The organism is Providencia sp. PROV208, from assembly GCF_028479465.1.
GTDB classification, from domain to species: Bacteria; Pseudomonadota; Gammaproteobacteria; order Enterobacterales; family Enterobacteriaceae; genus Providencia; species Providencia alcalifaciens.
Genome location: NZ_JAMPNS010000010.1, coordinates 23,203 through 43,569 on the forward strand (window position 1 = coordinate 23,203; position 20,367 = coordinate 43,569).

The following is a 20,367-nucleotide window of genomic DNA, read 5'->3' on the forward strand; positions in this document are numbered from 1 at the left end:
TCCGTAAAAAAACAGAAAATATTTCTTTTGTCACGAATAGAGAGCAAAAATACTTTCATCATTTCGCCATATTTCTGTCATTTCATGGGCAAATGGCAAAATGAGCACGTTACGGGAATGCATGAGGGGGAAGGGCTCCCAGAGTTATCCACTATTTCTGTGGATAACCTTGTGAATTAACATTCAAAAACCATTGTGATGCTAGGTGACAAGCGGCTTTGCCTTTATTTGATGTGATTCTGGGCTTTTATGAAATTTCTTTTAAATACAAATAATTAAGTAAAATCAAGCGTTCTGTTTAGATTTGCGTTAAAGCTAAAAAACCCAAAAGCATAAAATATCTGGTTTTAAAAAGGTCAAGTTTTATTTTGGGGATAACATTTTCGTAAATAGATTTCAACCTCATAAAAAGGAAATTTATCTTCAGCACTTGAAGCTGGTTTTTTATCCAGTATCATAGGCAAGAGATTATTAAAGAGGCATAACTATGAGCAAGGATTTTAAACTGTATTCTGATTTCCAGCCTGCGGGTGATCAGCCCGAGGCGATTCGTAAATTAAGAGAAGGGTTAGAAGATGGACTTGCTCATCAAACCTTACTAGGGGTTACGGGGTCAGGTAAAACGTTTACGATTGCTAATGTTATCGCTCAAGAAAATCGCCCAACCATGTTGATGGCGCATAATAAAACATTGGCAGCGCAGCTATATAGCGAAATGAAAGCCTTCTTCCCTGAAAATGCAGTGGAATATTTCGTTTCTTATTACGATTATTATCAACCAGAAGCCTATGTCCCCAGCTCAGATACCTTTATTGAAAAAGATGCTTCAGTAAACGAACATATTGAACAAATGCGTTTGTCTGCAACAAAAGCCTTGCTTGAACGTCGTGATGTCATTGTTGTGGCATCGGTGTCGGCAATTTATGGATTGGGTGACCCCGATAGCTACTTGAAAATGATGCTGCATCTGACTGATGGCATGATTATCGACCAACGTTCTATTTTGCGCCGCCTTGCTGACCTGCAATATACCCGCAATGACCAAGCGTTTACGCGAGGAACATTCCGAGTTCGCGGTGAAGTGATTGATATTTTCCCTGCTGAATCCGATGAATATGCACTGCGAGTTGAGCTCTTTGATGAAGAAGTCGAGCGTTTATCGCTATTTGACCCATTAACAGGGGCGATTCAACATCGTGTTCCTCGTTTTACCGTATACCCTAAAACGCACTATGTAACGCCAAGAGAGCGTATTCTGGAAGCGATGGAGAATATCAAGGTTGAGCTAGCGGACAGGCGCAGAGTGCTGTTAGAAAATAATAAATTATTAGAAGAACAGCGAATTACTCAGCGAACTCAGTTTGATTTAGAAATGATGAGTGAGCTGGGGTATTGCTCGGGAATTGAAAACTACTCACGTTATTTATCGGGTCGAGCACCAGGTGAACCACCTCCGACATTATTTGACTATTTACCCGCGGATGGTTTATTGGTGGTGGATGAGTCCCATGTGACTATTCCGCAAATAGGCGCTATGTACAAAGGGGACCGGTCGCGTAAAGAAACATTAGTAGAATACGGTTTCCGACTTCCCTCCGCGTTAGATAACCGTCCTATGCGCTTTGAAGAGTTTGAAGCTTTGGCGCCGCAAACTATCTATGTCTCTGCAACGCCTGGTAACTATGAGTTGGATAAATCAGGGCAGGAAGTCATTGAGCAGGTAGTGAGACCAACAGGACTCCTTGACCCTCTTATTGAAGTGCGCCCAGTAGCGACTCAAGTGGATGATTTACTGTCTGAAATTCGTATTCGTGTCCAAAAACAGGAACGCGTATTGGTGACCACATTAACCAAACGAATGGCGGAAGATCTTACTGAATATTTAGAAGAGCATGGGGAGCGTGTACGTTACTTGCACTCGGATATTGATACCGTCGAGCGTGTCGAAATTATTCGTGATTTGCGTCTTGGCGAATTTGATGTGCTAGTGGGAATCAACTTACTGCGAGAAGGTTTGGATATGCCTGAAGTTTCGCTGGTTGCGATTCTTGATGCAGACAAAGAAGGCTTCTTACGTTCAGAGCGTTCATTGATTCAAACCATTGGTCGTGCGGCACGTAACTTGAATGGTAAAGCGATTCTGTATGGAGACAGAATCACTAACTCGATGGGGAAAGCCATTGCCGAAACTGAACGACGTCGCGCGAAACAGATGGCGTTTAACGAAGCTCACGGCATTATTCCTCAAGGCTTAAATAAGAAAGTAGGGGATATCCTACAAATTGGTCATAAAGTGGGTGGTAAAGGCAAGGGACGCAGTAAAGAAAGTATTAAAGATGAATCTGCACTGAATGTGCAATCCATGTCAACCAAAGAGTTGGAACAGCGTATTTCTCAATTAGAATCGCAAATGTATAAGCATGCGCAAGATTTGGAATTCGAGGCAGCTGCACGGGTGCGTGATGAATTACAAATGCTACGTAACCAATTTATCGCCAATTCGTAATTAACAATAAATTGTAAAGGCAGCGCTCAGTATTTTGCTGAGGGCTGCCTTATTCATTACTGACTGGGATTACGCGTTAGCTAATTGACCATTGGTTAACACTTCTTGGCGATTACGCTCAAGTTCAAGCGCGCCCAAGTGTGACAATACACAGAAAATAATGCAGCAGACGATTCCACCTAGCAGTAAATAGAAGCCTGCATGCCAACCCATACGGTCAACTACGAAACCAAACAGGCTTGTTCCCAATGTTGCGCCAAGAATATAGCTCATGAAGCCACGTAACCCTACCGCTGAACCGACAGCAAAGCTTGGGACAATTTCCATGGTTTGAACCGATGCGAGAAATTGAGGTACATAGATTAAGCAACCAACAACAGCCGCAAAAAATGTCACGACAGCTAATGATTGGCTCTGCCAGTAACCAATAAGGCAGAAGAAAATCAGCGTCATACAAACGATAGCTAATGGCATTCTACGGCCTTTGAATAGCTTGTCTGTTAACCAACCCGCTAATAAAGTGGATGGAATAGCTGCCCATTCGAAGAATAAAAACGCCACACTCATTTGATCTTTGGAGAAGTTCTTCTCTGTCAGTAAATAGATAGGTAACCAGCTGATCACACCGAAACGTACCATATACACAAATACGTCAACAAAGGAGATATACCAAGCATTCTTGTTTTTTAGTACGTAAGTGCAGAAGATTTGGAATGCACTCATGTTCTCTGGTGATTTCTCTTTCTGGGCAGAGGTCAGAATGACTTTTTCTTCTGGCATCATTTGGTCAAGTGCGGGTAAACCCTCTTGTTTTGGTGAGCCTTTACCTAATACTAATACGACAGCAGCAAACAGAACGGCAATGCATGCAGGTACCATGTAGCTGGCGCTTTGCCAGTGCTCTGTTCCTAATACCGCAAATGCGGCACCGACGATTGGGGCAACAATACCGCCACCGACGTTATGAGAAATATTCCAAAATGCGCCAATACGTCCACGCTCACGACGAGGGAACCAGTTAGCGATGGTGATAAATGAAGGTCCAACCCCCATACCTTGGAACATCCCATTGAGGACAACAAACCCAGCAAATAACCAAAAGGCATTACTGAATCCCATTCCGAAGTTGACGATAGCGCATAAGATCAAACCGAAAGCCATGAACGCTTTTGGGCTCGCTTTGTCTGCAAGGCTACTCATCACCCCTTTACTGATCCCATAAGCAATCAGCATACAGCTGGTTAATAGACCAATTTGTGTCGTACTTAAATCTAAGTTTTCTTTTAAATAAGGGGTAGAGAGCGTGAAGTTATTACGAACAATGTAATAAGCTAAATAACCTAAGAAAACGCTGAGCAGAGCTTGTACCCGATAACGTTTATAGGTAGTAGGAACTTTTTCTGGTGCAATTTGTTTTTTTGCCGTGGCTGGCTTTAAAAATGACAGCATAGGTTCACCTGTGAAATAAAGTAAAAAGAAATTCCCTGATGTTTTTGTCGTTTTATTTCTGACAGGGTCATCATGTTCTTGTTGAAAAAATATCGCAATATGAAGGATTTGGGTCAAAATTGACCCAATTTTGCATAGTTATGCGTCAATTTGACTCATTCGAAAATTAACGAGAATGCATTTCAAAAAATGAACAACTAAAGGTTGATTTAATCGCCTAACAATGAGAATAAAGCGGGTATGTGTTGCGATGAGCCTATAAATCCGAAAAGGGTAAAATTTGTCTCAAATGCGATTTTTGGCAAACTCGAACTATTGTTACTTTCTTTGATATGAATCACATCTACCCAGGGGATGACTACTCTAATGAGATTAATAATACAAATTCGTCCACTGATAACTTCGCTGTGTTTGTTCATCGTGATGCTCAATGGCATGGGAAATAGTTATGCGAAAAGTGATGAGTTAGTGATAGCAACGACATTTTCACCTGAAGCGACACAGGCTATTGTCACAAATTGGAATGCGCGAGCAGATGCAATACCCATTCGCACCATTAACCGTACAAGTGCCTCATTAGAGCGTTTACTGGACACGGAAGCGTTGGAGAATGTCGACTTAATACTGACGTCATCACCGATGCTAATGCATCATTTACAGCAGCATAATCGATTGAGTGCACTACCTGAGATCCCCGAATACTCACAGCGTTTAATTCCATCATCATTAAGAGGCTCGGTTGCTGCGGTTGCATTCTCCGGATATGGCATTTTGACTAACCGTAAATGGATGGAGCAAAATCAGTTACCTATTCCAAAGACATGGGATGACCTTACCAATAGTCAGTATCAAGGTTCATTGTTGATCAGTAGCCCATCTCGTTCGGATACTTACCACTTAATGATTGAATCGCTATTACAGCAGCGAGGATGGGAAGATGGATGGCACATTTTGCTTGGCATGTCGGGAAACTTAGCTACCGTATCCTCCCGCAGTTTTGGTGTTGCCGATAAAATAAAAGTTGGGCTTGGTGGTGCGGCCCCGATTATTGATAATTACGCGAATGTGTTGCTGTCCGATCCTGAACTTGAATTTCATTATCTTCCTGATTCTGCAACATCCCCGACATTTATTGCGATCACTCGCCATAGTTTGACGCCTGAAAAGTCACGTCAACTGATTGATTTTTTACTCAGTGAACAAGGGCAAAAAATTTTTGCAGACAGCAGCACAGGAAAATATCCAGTCACACCGCTTGAGAATAATAACCCTCGGAAAGTACAACAGAGCAAGTTGTTAGATTCTCCTAAACCATTAGATGTCCACTTAGTGTTGCAGCGTCAACGGTTAGTTCAGCAATTATTTGATGCAGCGATTACATTCCGTTTAACGGAATCCAAAGATGCATGGCGTGCGGTGTATATGGCGGAAGCTAAATTAAAGCGTCCGTTACCCGACGTGCGGGCTTTACTGACTGCAATGCCTGTCAGTGCTAAGGAGAGTGAAGATCCGGCTTATTACTCGCGTTTTGAAGATAGCCGTAAAGCGGAAGAAGAGTATATGCGCTGGCAGCGCTTTTTTCAGGAACAGCAGCGCCAAGCAATTAGCGAGTTGGAAGCTATCAAATGAAAATATCGATAAGTAGTTTGATGGGACGCTTTAGTATCACTGCCATTTTACGCGGGGCATTTATCACTGGCGCATTAATGACGGTGATTGTGAGCTGCGTCAGCCTGTATGCATGGCAAGAGCAAAATAAACAGATTCGTTATGCGCTTGGGGACTATTTTCCCAAAATGCAGGCTTCATTTTTGATTGAAGGGCAGCTGAATACATTAGTGAATGAGTTAAATGAATTTTTAAAAGCGCCGAATACCGCCACGCGATTACAACTACGCAATCAAATTACCGCCCATCTATCGCAAATCGAAGCGTTTAATCAACAGTTAAATGGGCAAGACCAGCAGCAGATAGCCATGATTTTGTCGCAAAGTCAGGATCTATTACAGCGGCTGGATAAAGCGCTTTATACCCTGTTTTTAGCACGAGAAAAGACCAACACACTCTCTGCACGGATCAACTGGCTACATGATGATTTTAATACCGAATTAAACTCGTTATCCCAAGATATCAGCCTACAGCAAGGTTCTTTGTTGGATAAAATTGAGCAAGATCCTCGCCAAGCGAAGGGATTACAAAGTCGATTACGTAATGTTCAAGGTGAACTGCAATTAATTTATACGCTGGCGCGTTTAGAAGAGCAGATCACGAATATTTTGACTGGGCGCTTAAAAGATATTCAAGGCGATAGTTCCCTCGATGACCCTGTTGATGTTGGTGGATACGCACGTTATTTAGGCTATTTAAAAACCAACTTATCGGCAAATGAAGAAGCGTTGAGTTTATACCCAAGTTCAGTCACGCTACGCCAAACGATTGATGAGCTATTGGATATCGGACTTTCTGACAATCAAATGTTGGAGGTGCTGCAAAACTACCAGACGGCGAAGATAGCGCTCAGTGAAGTGACGAAGGAGAAAGAGCGTATCTTGGCAAGTTTTCGCAACCAACTTGATGTACAGCTAGGCAGTAGCCACTTCCAGTTGCAGACATTAAACCAGCGTTTAGCGAATATTATGTCGTGGAGTGGCACGATTATCATTATCACCGCAGGGTTAGCCTTACTCTTAGTGTTGTTGTTCAATATGTTGTTTATTCGCCCTCGATTAGTGAAACGTTTTACGGCATTAAACCAAGCGGTTGCTCGGATCAGTATCGGGGATCTTACGACCACGATCCCTGTAGAAGGACGTGACGAATTAGGGCGGATAGGCACATTATTACAGCGCAGTATTGCGCAAATAAATCAACAAAAAAATCAATTAGAGCAAGAGATTGCAGAGCGTAAGGCAATTGAGAAAAACTTACGGACAACACAAAATGAATTGATTCAAACGGCAAAACTCGCCGTTGTCGGGCAGACAATGACCACATTAGCCCATGAAATTAACCAACCTTTGAATGCACTCTCTATGCATTTATTTATGGCGAAGAAAGGGTTGCCAGAACAAGAGTGTGAAGCCACATTAATGGCGCTAAATAAATCGGAGCAGCTGGTTGCGCGCATGGATGGCATCGTGCGTTCTCTTCGTCAATTTGCCCGTAAACGTGATGATAACGAACAGCTACAACCTATCAGCTTACGCCAATCTATTCAAAGTGCTTGGGACGTCCTGCGTTTACAACATAAAACGCGTAAGGTTATGCTGAGTTACCCTGATGTTTTACCTCAAGTCTTAGGAGATGAGATCGGTATTCAGCAAGTGCTGGTGAATTTGTTATCGAACGCCCTTGATGCGAGTCCGCAGAACGCAGAAATCACCATTGATTACAGTGAAGCTGCCGACAAACTGACGCTGACGTTATGTGATAACGGGGGCGGGTGGCCATTACATTTAGCTGATACGTTAATGAAGCCTTTTACCACAAGTAAGGAAATCGGTCTTGGGGTGGGGCTATCTATCAGCCAATCGATTATGCAACAAATTGGTGGTGAGCTGCGTATCGCTTCAACATTGCGCGGAAATGGATGTGTAATTTTAGAATTTAAGAAGGTACTTGAAGATGCTTGATGATAACCATGACATATTGCTGATTGATGATGATAAGGATGTATTGGAAGCGTACTGTCTATTACTCGCTCAAGCTGGGTATCGAGTTTATGCTTGCGATAATCCATTAACGGCAAAAGAGTTAGTTCACCGAGACTGGTGCGGTATTGTGCTCAGTGATGTGTGTATGCCCGAATGTTCGGGGATCGAGCTCATGTCGTTGTTTTTGTCAAAAGATAAACATCTTCCCATGGTGTTGATTACGGGTCATGGGGATGTCCCGATGGCGGTTGAAGCCGTCAAAATGGGAGCATGGGATTTTTTACAAAAGCCGGTTAATCCAGAGTATCTGTTAGAGCAAGTTTCAAAAGCATTGGCGGCGCGTAAGCAGCGGGTACTGCAACGTCGCTGGGGAAAAAATCAATGGCAGCTTAACTTTGTGGGAATTAGTGAGTGGTCACAGCAGATTCGTGGGCAGCTTCAAGGATTATCTGAAACACTTGCCGCCGTTTTTTTTCAAGGGGAATTGGGCAGTGGTCGCACTTATTTGGCGCGTTACTTGCATCAAATCAGTACGCATCAACAAGCGCCTTTAGTCATCAAAACACTTCTTAGCGACCAAGAAGCTCCAGTAGAAATGTGGGTGAAAGAGGCTCAATCAGGCACCTTGGTGATTAAAAATATTGAGTTACTTCCGGTTAATCAGCAACGTTATCTTGTTCAACATTTGCAGCAAGACCCGCGGGGATTTCGTTTAATTGGTATTTCTGAGCAGCCATTGCTTATTTTAGCTAAGCAGCAGCAAATTATTGCTGAGCTCTACTATTATTTTTCGTTAACTCAAGTGAATTGTTTACCGTTATCTCAGCGTAAAGCGGATATTCCCGTTTTGTTCCAGCATTATTTAGAGCTTGCCTGCATACGATTGAATCAAGATTTGCCTGAATTAGATGAATCCTTTATGAAAAAACTCAGTCGTCGTCATTGGCCTGGAAATGTCACTGAATTAGCGAATGCCGCAGAGTTGTACGCGGTAGGTATTATGCCTATGGGGGAAACGGCAAACCCATTATTAACATCGGTAGCACCGACAGCATTAGATCAGCAAATTGAAAACTATGAGCGCCAAATTATTACGGAAGCACTAAATATTCATCAAGGGCGAATTAATGATGTTTCGGAATATTTGCAAATGCCGCGTAAAAAATTGTATTTACGGATGAAAAAGTATGGATTGGATAAGCATCATTACCGAACGTAAGATGAGCTAATGAAGCTACAGGTATTAACCTGTAACTTCATATTCAATGTATTACAAAAGAGGAATGGTTTCTTCAATCGCCTTTAATAGCAGGTTTCGGTCATGGCGATAAGGAATATCGTCTGCTTCTAAAACACGTTGAGTGACCTTGCGTTCTTGGATGATTGTACTCACATCAGTACGGGGTCCAACAATGACCGCATCGATTTTTTTGCGCCCAATATACTGTTCCATCATCACGAGTTTTTCGGGAAGTGTGAGGCTAGCTGCTGACGTACTGATTTCCTTCCCTAAATTCCCGATGTACACCATAGGTGCTTGGCTTTCTTTCAGTGCACAAGCAATATCATCGAGTAACAAAAGAGGCATTAGGCTGGTAAAAAAACTGCCCGGACCAATGAAAATCAAATCTGCTTGATGGATAGCATCAAGGGCTTCGGAAGTGGCTTTTACAGGCGGATACAGGCGTAATTCTTTCGGTAACTCGGCGAGAGCATCAACGTTAACTTCACCGTAGACTTCATTACCCATATCATCAATTGCCATCAGGTCGACGGGAGATTCAGACATCGGGATTAACTGCGCATCCACCTTTAACATATTACGAATTAGATTGATGGCTTCGAGTGGACGAACACTTAAATGATCCAGTGATTTTAACATCAGGTTGCCAAGATTATGCCCTGATAATTCTCCTGTTCCTGCAAATCGATATTCAAACATCTTGGATGCAATAGAGGGTTCGGTAATCAGCTGGTTCAAGCAGTTACGCATATCGCCCCAAGCGATTCCGCCTTCTGAACGGCGAATACGACCGGTAGAACCACCATTATCGGTAGTGGTGACGATGCCAGTCAAACGAGAGCCTAAAGATGAAAGAGAAGACATCACTCGACCAAGTCCATGTCCACCCCCGAGGGCGACGACGTGATTAAGATTTGTCAAACTACGGTTTGGCATAGTGTTCCTATTTAAACTATCAATCTATGTTTCTAGAATCAGCGCTAAAACAAAATTGGCGCTAATTTATCATAAAACATCATTTGAAGTTTACTTACCGTGATAAAAAACAATAAAAGAGAATATTCTCGATCGGTATCACAAATTTATTGTGTAAAGAGCTAAGTGAAATGGACGAATAAGGCGTGGAAACAGAATCATACAAGAGAAATTGATATGCCTTCTAATTAAGATAATTAAGAAAAAATAATCTGATGAATTTTTTCGGTAAGCGCATATTCAGTGGTTGGGACAGTTTCTAATCGTACATTGAAAATGTTATTTTTCTCATCACGGTAGGTATCGATAACGTTAAATTCAGTTTGTGGTAAAAATAAAAACTCATTTTCACTATCGCGCAGAATTTGACTAATACTGGCGCTTGAATAAGGGCTATTATTCTCAATAACGTAGAAAATATTAAATTCATCATTTGTTAAACTATTCGCATCATCACAAAAACTATTGGCGGTCTCTTTATTTTTTGATGTACTCCAAAATGCATGAGATTTTATTACATCGCCTTTATTGAGCCTATGAGTGAAGTTAATATCACGAACTTCTCCTCGGTAGAGGATTTCTTCATGTTTAAGTGGAATAGATTGCAATAATATTTGATGCATTAAGGTTAAATAAAGCTGTTTTATTTCTGCTGGATAGTGAGTGGCGTTGTGTAGATTATCCCGCAATGTTTGATTAATTTTGACATACCCAGCATGTTTATAGTCCTGTAGAGCAAACCAATCTACAAAATGCATATTGTTAAAGGAATGCGTATTATTAAATAGTCGAATTTGGTCATGAATATCAAGTGCTGTTTCATTATCTAAATATTCCTTAGTGTAATGTTGGTTTAATTGATTAAGCCCATCAGTATAATAAGGAATATGAGATGAAATATTTTCATTGGTCATCATTTTATCAAGATAATTGAGATGTTGTTTTTCATAAATAGAAATTAGCTGGGTATTATTTGTTGTAAAATAATATGGATTATTATTTTTTGAATTCGCTGAATTTAAATACATGTTTTATCCTCTAGCATGTCATTTAAAATTATTCTTTATATTACCAGATGGAAATGCCGTGATGTAATAACTCGCAGCATCATATTTCTGGGTTCTTGGTTTTATCTATCAAAAAGCGCGGTATAAAACTGATCTACAACAAACAATGTGCATAGAATTAACCTCATTTTGACGAAGATTTGACAGATGAATTTAGGTTTTAGCATAGGAAGAAGAGAAAATTATCTATAATAATAAGGACTTCTGAAATTAGTTACTGCTTCCATAAGTCGTTGTATATTAAGTTATATATCGTATTTTGGTTCGCTTTTTGGTTTGCAATGGGCTAAAATCCTTACAGAAAATAAGTGAACCAAGTGACGATAATCGTCTTAACGATTTGGACTTTATCTACAGACTGGGTTCCCGATAAAACTCCTAGCCTTTGCGTCTAAGTTCCTGATGAATATGATGTTCTGGCCGTGGCCTTGAGTCACCAGGGTGCGAGATAGAAATGTCTGCATCTCCCGTATTTGGAAAGGTGTGAATATGCAGCAACTTGTCGATCAATTTGACCGAAAATTTTACTATCTTCGTTTATCTATAACCGATGTTTGCAACTTCCGTTGCACATATTGCCTGCCTGATGGTTACAAACCAAGTGGTCGCCACGAATTCTTAACACTGGATGAAATTCGTCGAGTGAGCCGCGCTTTTGCCGAACTTGGCACAGAAAAAGTGCGTATTACTGGTGGCGAGCCCACAATGCGTAAAGATTTCACTGACATTATTGCGGCGATTAAAGAAAATGATTCGATCAAAAAAATCGCGGTAACAACCAATGGCTATCGCATGGCGAGAGATGTGCAAGCATGGCGTGATGCGGGTTTAAATGCGGTGAATGTGAGTGTTGATAGCCTTGATCCTCGCCAATTTGCAGCGATCACTGGACAAGACAAATTCTTCCAAGTGATGAAAGGTATCGATGCTGCATTTGATGCCGGTTTTGACAAAGTCAAAGTCAACGCGGTCTTGATGAAAAATGTCAATGATATCGCCCTCAAGTCATTCTTAAATTGGATCAAACATCGTCCAATTCAATTACGTTTTATTGAACTCATGGAGACCGGGGAAGGGAGCAGTCTATTCCAACGTTACCATGTATCTGGTGAAACCGTTCGTGATCGTCTTATTGCAGAAGGTTGGTATATGCAGCCTCGTTCTCGTAGTGATGGTCCCGCCCAAGTCTTTAGCCACCCTGACTATCAAGGGGAAATCGGGCTGATCATGCCGTATGAGAAGGATTTCTGCCAAAGTTGTAACCGTTTAAGAGTTTCTTCTTTGGGCAATCTGCATCTGTGCTTATTTGGTGAAAATGGGATTCCATTGCGTGATTTACTGGGTGATGAAAACCAGAATGAAGCCCTGAAAGCGCGCATCCAAAGTGGTTTAATGTCTAAGCGCGAAACCCATTTTCTTCACCAAGGCGACAGCGGGATCACCCCAAATCTTTCCGTTATTGGCGGTTAATAATTTTTTGATTTTCAGGAGTAATTATGTCCCAACTGACCCACCTTAATGCGTCGGGCGAGGCGCATATGGTTGATGTATCAGCAAAAGCTGAAACTGTCCGAGAAGCGCGCGCAGAAGCGTTTGTGACCATGAACCCAGAAACATTAGCGATGATTGTGGAGGGTAGTCACCATAAAGGTGATGTGTTCGCAACAGCACGTATTGCAGGGATCCAAGCAGCAAAAAACACATGGCAGTTAATCCCACTGTGTCACCCTTTGTTACTGACAAAAGTTGAAGTCACTCTTGAAGCGGAACCAGAGCATAATCGTGTACGCATCGAAACCTGTTGTCGTCTAACAGGGAAAACAGGGGTAGAAATGGAGGCTTTGACGGCGGCATCAGTTGCTGCGTTAACCATCTATGACATGTGCAAAGCGGTGCAAAAAGATATGGTGATTGGTCCGGTACGTTTATTAGAAAAAACCGGTGGAAAATCAGGTCATTTTAAGGTGGAAGTATGATTACTGTCCTCTTTTTTGCTCAAGTTCGCGAGTTAGTTGGTACTGACCGTTTAGTGTTATCCGCAGATTACCCAACCGTTGAAGCACTGCGCCAAGCATTATCACAAAAGGGCGAACGTTGGGCTCTGGCACTGGAAGATGGCAAATTGTTAGCCGCTGTTAATCAATCGTTTGTTTCAGCTGACCACCCGCTCACGGCTGGTGATGAAGTCGCCTTTTTCCCGCCTGTCACTGGAGGCTAAGCATGAATAACACCCATATTGCAGTACAAACCGAAAATTTCAGTGTGGGCGAGCAATATTCATGGCTAGCTCAATGTGATAGTGATGGCGCGGTTGTCACGTTTACCGGAAAAGTACGTAATCATAATTTAGGGGATAGCGTTGCCGCTCTTACGCTTGAGCACTACCCCGGTATGACAGAAAAAGCATTATCTGACATAGTGATGCAATCTAGAGAGCGTTGGCCATTACAGCGAGTCAGTGTTATTCATCGTATCGGCACTTTACAACCGGGCGAAGAAATCGTGTTTGTCGGGGTGACAAGTGCACACCGTAATGCCGCATTCCAAGCGGCTGAATTCATCATGGACTACCTAAAAACGAAAGCACCATTTTGGAAGAAAGAGTCTCTTCCCGATAACGAGCGTTGGGTTGAAGCTAAAGAGAGTGATGAAGCATCAGCAAACCGCTGGTAATCCAAAATAGTTATGCGGAAAATGCGAATAAGCCGAATGGTAATGTCAAAATATTGTGATAAACTTTGGAACAAATTTGTCCGATCACAGTAAGGATTACTCTGTTGGTGGTTTTGCTGGGTCGATTTTACTTAAAATGGAAGGGTAACCATCATGGGTCAATTTGATCAACGTAATGATTCTCTTGTCCAGAATGCCAGCACTGGCGTTCAGGCATTTATGTCCCAAGTCTACGGTTGGATGACAGTTGGATTATTGCTCACGGCTTTTGTTGCTTGGTATTCCTTAAGCAGCGGCCTGTTTTTTACTATCGCTACAAATAAAGTGCTATTTTTCGGCATGATCATCGCTGAACTTGGTTTAGTGATGGGGTTGTCTTTTTTACTGCCTAAAATGAGCGGTGCGATTGCGACAGGTATGTTTATGCTGTACGCATTGCTAACGGGTCTCACTATCTCTGTGATTTTAGCGGTTTATACTGGTGAATCTGTTGTAGGTACCTTTATCATTACCGCCGTTATGTTTGGTGCACTGAGCTTCTTTGGTTACACCACGAAGCGTAGCTTAACAGGAATGGGTAACTTCCTGTTTATGGCACTGATTGGTTTAGTTGTAGCTTCACTGGTTAACATCTGGCTGCAAAGCTCAATGATGTACTGGGTCATCACTTACGGTGGGGTGTTACTGTTTGCTGCATTAACAGCATATGACACTCAAAAACTGAAAGAAATGGGTGAGCAGATCAACCAAGATGACAGAGAAAATATGCGTAAATACTCAATTATGGGTGCGTTATCTCTGTACTTAGACTTCATCAACCTGTTCTTAATGTTACTGCGTATTTTTGGTGATCGCCGTTAATCGTTAGTTGAACAGATTGAAACACGAAACCCCGCAATAACTCAGTTGTTGCGGGGTTTTTTATGGCTTCTATCTGGTTATTACGCGATTTTTTTGCGAAATAGATAATAGGCTAGGGTACTGGTGACTAGGAAAATAATCAGAAGTGGCCATAGGCTATGAAATATCACCGAGAAGTCGGCATCTTTGAGGTAGATCTGCTTGGTAATATCCGTGAAATGGCGAATCGGGTTAATCCATGTAATGTCTTGCAGCCAAACAGGCATATTCTCGACAGGTGAGATATAACCAGATAGCAACACTGCTGGCATCATAAACACAAATACCCCGATGAACGCTTGCTGCTGTGTCGAACATAATGCAGAGATCAACAAACCAAACCCCACTAGCGATAAGCCATAAAAGATCATCGTACCGTAGAACAGTAATAGTGAACCAGCAAACGGGATTTTATAGCAAAAGATCCCAATCACTAACACTAAGGTAGCTTGTGCGGTGGCAACGACTAAAGCCGGGATTGCCTTACCAATAAAGATTTGCCATGTCGTGAGAGGGGAAACCAATAATTGATCTAGGGTACCTTGTTCACGCTCTCTCGCAATTGACAGCGAGGTTACGATAAGAACCCCAATCGTCGTAATCAGCGCGACCAACGATGGCACGATAAACCATTTATAATCTAGATTTGGGTTATACCAATTGCGGACTATCAGCTCACTATTATTGGGCTTCAGCTGTGTTTGCGTGAGCTCCTGCTGGTATTGCGTGACGATTTGCTCAATATAGTTCGCGGCAATTTGCGCGCTATTTGAGTTTCGACCATCGAGTAGTAGCATCATATTGGCGGTGTGATGACTGGCAATATCTGCACTGAAATTTTGATTAAAACGGACGACCAATAGGGCTTTACGGTTATTGATCGTATCGCGGATCTCCGCTTCATTTTTTAGCAAAAGAACATGAGAAAATGCACTCGCTTTGGCTAGCCGTTGGGTGAGTTCAATAGAGTGCTCACCGCTATCTTGGTCAAAAATGGCAATGGTGGTATTCGTGACTTCTAAGGTTGCTGCCAGCGGAAAGAGAATCATCTGGAAAATGACAGGCATGATCAAAATAATACGTGTCTGTTTTTCCTGCAATAACGATTGCAACTCTTTCATAATTAAGGTGTAAAGGCGATAAAACATAGGAACCTCAATCCAAACGACGACGCGTTTTCAACGCCGTTAAGCCGATGAATAATATGGCTGAGGCAATCAGCAGTAAGAAATCAGTCAATAATACCAAGTAGATATCCCCCGCTAAAAACAAGGTTTGCAGGCTACTCACAAAGTAGCGAGCCGGAATGAAATAGGTCACGACTTGAATAAATACCGGCATACTATCGATTTCGAAAATAAATCCAGAAAGCATAATCGCAGGTAAGAACGCGGCATTTAGTGCCACCATTGCCGCATTAAATTGATTGCGAGTAATAGTAGAAATGAGTAATCCCATGCCTAACGCGGTTGCTAAATATAAGCTGGTGATCACAAATAAAATTAATAAAGAGCCACGATACGGAATATCCAATATCAAGGTTGTCACCAGCATACACAGCACCATGACAAAGGAGCCGAGAAGCTGGTAAGGCAATAATTTAGAAAGTAGTAACTCAGTGCGGGTAATTTGGGTGGAAAGCAGCGCTTCCATCGTACCGCGCTCCCATTCTCGAGCAATAACCAATGACGTTAATATCGCACCGACAACAGTCATGATAATACTAATTGCGCCTGGAATAATAAAATGCTGGCTTAATGCCGCTTCATTAAACCAATAGCGCATATTAAGTTCGATCAGTGGGTCAGTTGGGTATCCTTGATTTTCACCTTGTTGGATAAGCCATGTATGCCATACCCCTTTGGTATAGGCTTGAACAAAATTGGCAGTATTGGGTTCGCTCCCATCGGTAATCACTTGAATTGCCGCATGTCCATCGGGACGCAAAAGTTGCTCTGCAAAATTAACGGGGATCACCACGATGCCGCGAATTTCTCCGGCCTGCATTTTATTAATCAATAAGTTGCGGTTATCACTGATAGTGGCATCAATAAAAGGCGACCCTGTAAAGGTATCCACTAATTCACGAGCGGGTTGGCTTTGTTGATCCATCAAGATACCAACGCGTAATTTACTGGAGTCGAGATTAATTCCATAACCAAAAATAAACAGCAGCATCAGCGGGATAACAATGGCTATCAATGCGCTGCTGGGATCACGAACAATCTGTTTGCTTTCTTTCCAGCAGAGTGCTTTTAGCCGACGCCATGAAAAACCTGAAGCGGTAGTACTCATTGCGCCTCCTGCTGTTTATCGTAGTTAAAAATCAATTCAATAAAAGCATCTTCCATGGAAGGATTGGGGTTTTTAGTGCTAGCAACTTGCTGCTTCAATTCATCGGGTGTGCCCGCTGCAATGATTTTACCATGATAAACGAGTCCTATACGGTCACAGTATTCCGCCTCATCCATAAAGTGGGTTGTGACCATCACGGTCACACCTTTATCCACCATCCCATTGATATGTAACCAAAATTCTCGGCGAGTTAGCGGGTCCACACCAGAAGTGGGTTCATCTAAAAAGAGAATATCTGGCTCATGCATCAAGGAGCAGGCGAGGGCGAGTCGCTGTTTATAACCGAGGGGTAAGGAGTCGGTAATTTGGCTAATAATTGGCGTAAAATTAAAGGCGTTGATCATTTCCTGCATTTTGGTGGTTTGCTGTTTATGATGTAGACCGTATACACCGGAGAAGAATTTTAAGTTTTGCCCGACCTTGAGGTTGCCATAGAGGGAAAATTTTTGCGCCATATACCCGAGATGTTGGCGAGCTTTATTTGAGCTGGTTTTTAAATCCATCCCAAGCACTAATGCTTGCCCATCGGTGGGTTTCATGAGCCCACACATCATTTTAAACGTAGTAGATTTACCTGCACCATTCGGTCCCAATAGCCCAAAAATCTCTCCCCGTTTGACTTGGAAATTGACAGTATCAGTGGCTGCGAAATCCCCAAATTTTTTGGTTAGATTGCGAGCTTCTATCACCGTTTCATTAGGTGCTGGCGGAATTTGTGGCACGATAGCCGCGAGTTCGGAACGATGGGATGGACCGCCCCCTAAGAGATCAATAAAGGCATCTTCAAAGCGAGGCTCGGCTTCAATAAGCGTTTGATGATCCATTTTCAACGCTTGAAGTAAGCTATGTTGAGAGGCTTGGGGTTTTAAAATTAATCGAATATAACGCCCTTGAATTACGCCATCTGTGGTTTCTGGCAAGACTAATGCATTTTGTAGAATGGTACGTTTTTGGGGGGCGGGCACTTCGAGTAAAAATGAACGACCCACCATCTTCTGCGTCAGCTGCTCCGGTTTTCCGCTATAGAGTAGCTTGCCTTCGTTGAGCAGAAGGACTTCTTTGCATTGCTCTGCTTCGTCCAGATACGAGGTACTCCAAAGGATCAACATACCTTCATCTGCTAAGGTGTGCACCATTTGCCAAAGTTCTCGTCTGGCAATAGGGTCAACACCAACGCCGGGTTCATCCAAAAGTAACACTTTGGGTTTACCTAATAGAGTACAGGCAAGCCCCAATTTTTGTTTCATTCCCCCTGACAGCTTACCAGCAAGACGCTGAGTAAAAGGTTCGAGGCTAGTGAATGTCAGTAATTGTTGATAGGTTTGTTGGCGCTCTTCACCAACGACACCTCGAAGATCTGCATATAAATCAAGGTTCTCTTGAACAGTTAAATCTTCATATAACCCAAATTTTTGCGGCATGTAGCCGAGGTTAGCTCGTACCTCAATGCTGTCTCGGATAGGATCTAACCCCATTAAACTAATTTGCCCTGAATCTGGCTTAAGTAACCCAGCAAGCATACGCATCAGTGTGGTTTTGCCTGCGCCATCGGGCCCGACTAATCCGGTGACTGAACCACCATGAATTTCAGTCGTTAAGCTTTCAACGGCAGGGGTATCCAGTCCGGCAAAATGTTTCTCAACACAATTTAACGAAATGATATGTTGCTGAGCCATAATGCGCCCTACTGTTGAGGAGCCGCAAATTGAACGGTAACGGGCATCCCTTGACGAAGTTTATCATTTGGATCATCGACAATAATGCGTAAGCGATACACTAAATCAGTGCGTAAATCCGGAGTTTGTACGCTTTTTGGCGTGAATTCGGCAGTGGGGGAAACAAAGCCAATAGTGCCATGATAGGGCGTATTGGGTTGGCTATCGGTAAATAACAAAACTTTACTACCGGGTACGGCATCGCCTAAATGTGCTTCGCTAACATAGGCGCGAACCCAAACAGGGTGGGTTAAGGTTACGCTAAAAACGGTATTACCGGAGCCTATAATGGTACCTGGCTCGATGGCTCGGGTTAATACAGTACCATCAGAAGGAGCCAGTAACTGAGTATCGGCAAGGTCGAGTTCCGCTTGAGCAACAGCCGCTTCTGCCTGTAGCCATTCTCCTCGTGCTGCGGCTATCTCTTCTTGGCGAAATCCACTTTGATATTGATTAAGTTTATCTTGGGATGCTTTCAGTGCGGCAAGCGTTTGATTACGGTTATTTTTAGCATTATCCAGATCATTGGCAGATATCAGTTTTTGGGCAGCTAAGCCCTGTTGGCGCTTATAAAAATTGTCCGCATATTGCCAAGCAGCTTGGCGCTGGGCAACTTCAGCTTCAACTTGGGCGATTTCTTGGGTGCGATAGCCTTTTTCTTTAAGTGCTAACTGTGCTTTGGCACTGTCACGGAGCCCTTTGGCTTTATTTAAGGCATTGATGTAAGGAGCGTCATCTAATTTTCCAAGTAACTGTCCAGCTTTGACTTGCGCCCCTTCATCAACCTCTAAAGAGGCGAGTTTACCACCGACACGGAAGCTGAGGTTAACGGTACGCACATCCACATTACCATATAGAGCGAATGTTTTGTCCTGAAGCGATTGATAGTAATAGCCCCCTGAAATGGCGGCAATCAGCAGAATAATCAGTAAAAGAACTTGTGTGCGGCGTTTTGTGTTCATAACTAACCTTAGTGACGGGTAAACTCATTACTCAAGATTATGATTTAGTTTTATCTATATATCATATCACTTTTCTGATTGTTGGCGATGCCGTAACCCCAATAATAAGATATCGATGTGTTCAATAAGAACCTGATTAATAATTTTAAATTCATTCTCATTGATGTGTTTCCAGCCCGTTTGCCTCAGTAGTGTTTCTCTCGCAATACGGAAAGAAAGTGTTTCACCTAAAATGGCATGAGTGTGAATTAATGTTGCTAAGTCGTTTGGATCAGCGCCGATATAGATAGAAACTAAGCGGTTAAGCCGTGAATGGATAGGACCCAAAGCCTGCTCATGAATTAAACCATAGGCTTCAGTTGGGTTGAGTTGTTCGCGAGCAAGGATACGTGAAAAACTGAGATTTTCTTTTTTAAGTTGGAAAAAATTATAAGAAATAATGGTGTTTTTTAAGAGTTCGAGTGCTTCTTCAGGAATTTGTAACTCTGCTGGCTGGCTAATAAAGTAATCGATTTTATTAATACTTTCCTCAAAGCTCTCTTTGATATTGTTTGCAATTTGCTGAGCAACCGCCAGATAAAGCCCTTCTTTTGAACCGAAATAATATGAAATTGCAGCGATGTTTTGCCCTGATGCTTGGGCAATTTGGCGAGTGGTAGCCCCATCAATGCCTTGTTCTCCATAAACGTCTGCGGCAGCGAGAAGAAGTTGGAGCTTAGCGCTCTCTCCACGCAATGTTGGCGATGAATTTGTGTTCATAAACATTCCTTTTGATTCAGAATTAAATAAATTTTTAACATGCTCTTAGTTGGCATTTGTTCATTATTCAGGATGAAAACAGATGTATCTTTAGTTTTGTGTACGTATAT

Annotated in this window: 17 protein-coding genes and 1 riboswitch; of the genes, 9 read left to right on the top strand and 8 right to left on the bottom strand. The window is 42.4% G+C overall.

Annotated features, from left to right (window positions below; all coding sequences use genetic code 11):
• Positions 1–487: 487 nt before the first annotated feature.
• A complete protein-coding gene (gene uvrB / locus PR766_RS08000) occupies positions 488–2,506 on the top strand; it encodes an excinuclease ABC subunit UvrB (protein ID WP_006662290.1) in 2,019 nt (672 codons plus the stop codon).
• 69 nt (positions 2,507–2,575) lie between these two features.
• Here uvrB and pgtP read toward each other — a convergent pair whose 3' ends face one another.
• Positions 2,576–3,955, bottom strand: a complete 1,380-nt coding sequence (gene pgtP, locus PR766_RS08005) for a phosphoglycerate transporter PgtP (RefSeq protein WP_154636185.1) — start codon at positions 3,953–3,955, stop codon at positions 2,576–2,578.
• A 423-nt stretch (positions 3,956–4,378) separates the two neighbouring features.
• Between pgtP and PR766_RS08010 the strand changes: the two genes are divergently transcribed.
• The 3 genes from PR766_RS08010 to pgtA are packed head-to-tail and all read left to right on the top strand — an operon-like array spanning position 4,379 to position 8,827.
• Positions 4,379–5,584 carry an ABC transporter substrate-binding protein gene (locus PR766_RS08010; RefSeq protein ID WP_080626386.1) on the top strand — a complete coding sequence of 402 codons (1,206 nt, stop codon included), beginning with the start codon at positions 4,379–4,381 and terminating at the stop codon, positions 5,582–5,584.
• A complete protein-coding gene (gene pgtB, locus PR766_RS08015; protein ID WP_006660179.1) occupies positions 5,581–7,587 on the top strand; it encodes a two-component system sensor histidine kinase PgtB in 2,007 nt (668 codons plus the stop codon). Before PR766_RS08010 ends, pgtB begins: the two co-directional genes overlap by 4 nt.
• Positions 7,580–8,827 carry a two-component system response regulator PgtA gene (pgtA, locus tag PR766_RS08020; RefSeq protein ID WP_154636184.1) on the top strand — a complete coding sequence of 416 codons (1,248 nt, stop codon included), beginning with the start codon at positions 7,580–7,582 and terminating at the stop codon, positions 8,825–8,827. Before pgtB ends, pgtA begins: the two co-directional genes overlap by 8 nt.
• A 51-nt stretch (positions 8,828–8,878) precedes the next feature.
• Here the strand turns inward: pgtA and PR766_RS08025 are convergent, their stop codons facing one another.
• Positions 8,879–9,787, bottom strand: a complete 909-nt coding sequence (locus PR766_RS08025) for a gluconeogenesis factor YvcK family protein (protein ID WP_006660177.1) — start codon at positions 9,785–9,787, stop codon at positions 8,879–8,881.
• Between the two features lie 236 nt (positions 9,788–10,023).
• Entirely contained in the window at positions 10,024–10,854 is an 831-nt protein-coding gene (locus PR766_RS08030) for an ADP-ribosyltransferase domain-containing protein (RefSeq protein ID WP_154636183.1), read from the bottom strand.
• A gap of 402 nt (positions 10,855–11,256) precedes the next feature.
• Positions 11,257–11,393, top strand: a riboswitch (molybdenum cofactor riboswitch).
• Here PR766_RS08030 and moaA point away from each other — a divergent pair.
• The 5 genes from moaA to PR766_RS08055 all read left to right on the top strand — a co-directional run bounded on the left by moaA (position 11,383) and on the right by PR766_RS08055 (position 14,427).
• Positions 11,383–12,363 (top strand): GTP 3',8-cyclase MoaA, encoded by a 981-nt coding sequence (moaA, locus tag PR766_RS08035; RefSeq protein WP_006660175.1) that lies wholly within the window; start codon positions 11,383–11,385, stop codon positions 12,361–12,363. Its footprint overlaps the riboswitch before it by 11 nt.
• Before the next feature lie 26 nt (positions 12,364–12,389).
• Complete coding sequence (gene moaC / locus PR766_RS08040; protein ID WP_006660174.1) at positions 12,390–12,869, top strand: cyclic pyranopterin monophosphate synthase MoaC; 480 nt, start codon at positions 12,390–12,392, stop codon at positions 12,867–12,869.
• On the top strand, positions 12,866–13,111 hold the full coding sequence (moaD, locus tag PR766_RS08045) for a molybdopterin synthase sulfur carrier subunit (RefSeq protein WP_006660173.1): 246 nt from the start codon (positions 12,866–12,868) through the stop codon (positions 13,109–13,111). The genes moaC and moaD overlap by 4 nt, the downstream gene beginning before the upstream one ends.
• Positions 13,112–13,113: 2 nt before the next feature.
• Entirely contained in the window at positions 13,114–13,566 is a 453-nt protein-coding gene (moaE, locus tag PR766_RS08050) for a molybdopterin synthase catalytic subunit MoaE (RefSeq protein WP_006662286.1), read from the top strand.
• 153 nt (positions 13,567–13,719) lie between these two features.
• A complete protein-coding gene (locus PR766_RS08055) occupies positions 13,720–14,427 on the top strand; it encodes a Bax inhibitor-1/YccA family protein (protein ID WP_006660171.1) in 708 nt (235 codons plus the stop codon).
• An 80-nt stretch (positions 14,428–14,507) separates the two neighbouring features.
• On the opposite strand, the gene PR766_RS08060 is transcribed toward PR766_RS08055, so the two are convergent.
• The 5 genes from PR766_RS08060 to cecR form a co-directional block, all read right to left on the bottom strand.
• On the bottom strand, positions 14,508–15,614 hold the full coding sequence (locus PR766_RS08060; protein WP_006662285.1) for an ABC transporter permease: 1,107 nt from the start codon (positions 15,612–15,614) through the stop codon (positions 14,508–14,510).
• Positions 15,615–15,621: 7 nt separating this feature from the next.
• Positions 15,622–16,761: an ABC transporter permease gene (locus tag PR766_RS08065; RefSeq protein WP_006662284.1), complete on the bottom strand. Its 1,140-nt coding sequence runs from the start codon at positions 16,759–16,761 to the stop codon at positions 15,622–15,624.
• Positions 16,758–18,497, bottom strand: a complete 1,740-nt coding sequence (locus PR766_RS08070; RefSeq protein WP_154636182.1) for an ATP-binding cassette domain-containing protein — start codon at positions 18,495–18,497, stop codon at positions 16,758–16,760. Before PR766_RS08070 ends, PR766_RS08065 begins: the two co-directional genes overlap by 4 nt.
• A gap of 8 nt (positions 18,498–18,505) precedes the next feature.
• Positions 18,506–19,498, bottom strand: a complete 993-nt coding sequence (hlyD, locus tag PR766_RS08075) for a secretion protein HlyD (RefSeq protein ID WP_006660167.1) — start codon at positions 19,496–19,498, stop codon at positions 18,506–18,508.
• Between the two features lie 66 nt (positions 19,499–19,564).
• On the bottom strand, positions 19,565–20,263 hold the full coding sequence (gene cecR, locus PR766_RS08080) for a transcriptional regulator CecR (RefSeq protein ID WP_006660166.1): 699 nt from the start codon (positions 20,261–20,263) through the stop codon (positions 19,565–19,567).
• Between the last annotated feature and the right edge of the window lie 104 nt (positions 20,264–20,367).

Bases quoted from the DNA above. Each gene is read 5' to 3' on its own strand.
- cecR (WP_006660166.1), bottom strand. From the start codon at position 20,263: ATGTTTATGAACACAAATTCATCGCCAACATTGCGTGGAGAGAGCGCT.
- moaC (WP_006660174.1), top strand. From the start codon at position 12,390: ATGTCCCAACTGACCCACCTTAATGCGTCGGGCGAGGCGCATATGGTT.
- PR766_RS08030 (WP_154636183.1), bottom strand. From the start codon at position 10,854: ATGTATTTAAATTCAGCGAATTCAAAAAATAATAATCCATATTATTTT.
- PR766_RS08010 (WP_080626386.1), top strand. From the start codon at position 4,379: ATGCTCAATGGCATGGGAAATAGTTATGCGAAAAGTGATGAGTTAGTG.
- PR766_RS08065 (WP_006662284.1), bottom strand. From the start codon at position 16,761: ATGAGTACTACCGCTTCAGGTTTTTCATGGCGTCGGCTAAAAGCACTC.
- PR766_RS08055 (WP_006660171.1), top strand. From the start codon at position 13,720: ATGGGTCAATTTGATCAACGTAATGATTCTCTTGTCCAGAATGCCAGC.
- PR766_RS08025 (WP_006660177.1), bottom strand. From the start codon at position 9,787: ATGCCAAACCGTAGTTTGACAAATCTTAATCACGTCGTCGCCCTCGGG.
- pgtP (WP_154636185.1), bottom strand. From the start codon at position 3,955: ATGCTGTCATTTTTAAAGCCAGCCACGGCAAAAAAACAAATTGCACCA.
- PR766_RS08070 (WP_154636182.1), bottom strand. From the start codon at position 18,497: ATGGCTCAGCAACATATCATTTCGTTAAATTGTGTTGAGAAACATTTT.
- uvrB (WP_006662290.1), top strand. From the start codon at position 488: ATGAGCAAGGATTTTAAACTGTATTCTGATTTCCAGCCTGCGGGTGAT.
- PR766_RS08060 (WP_006662285.1), bottom strand. From the start codon at position 15,614: ATGTTTTATCGCCTTTACACCTTAATTATGAAAGAGTTGCAATCGTTA.
- moaD (WP_006660173.1), top strand. From the start codon at position 12,866: ATGATTACTGTCCTCTTTTTTGCTCAAGTTCGCGAGTTAGTTGGTACT.
- moaA (WP_006660175.1), top strand. From the start codon at position 11,383: ATGCAGCAACTTGTCGATCAATTTGACCGAAAATTTTACTATCTTCGT.
- moaE (WP_006662286.1), top strand. From the start codon at position 13,114: ATGAATAACACCCATATTGCAGTACAAACCGAAAATTTCAGTGTGGGC.
- hlyD (WP_006660167.1), bottom strand. From the start codon at position 19,498: ATGAACACAAAACGCCGCACACAAGTTCTTTTACTGATTATTCTGCTG.
- pgtB (WP_006660179.1), top strand. From the start codon at position 5,581: ATGAAAATATCGATAAGTAGTTTGATGGGACGCTTTAGTATCACTGCC.
- pgtA (WP_154636184.1), top strand. From the start codon at position 7,580: ATGCTTGATGATAACCATGACATATTGCTGATTGATGATGATAAGGAT.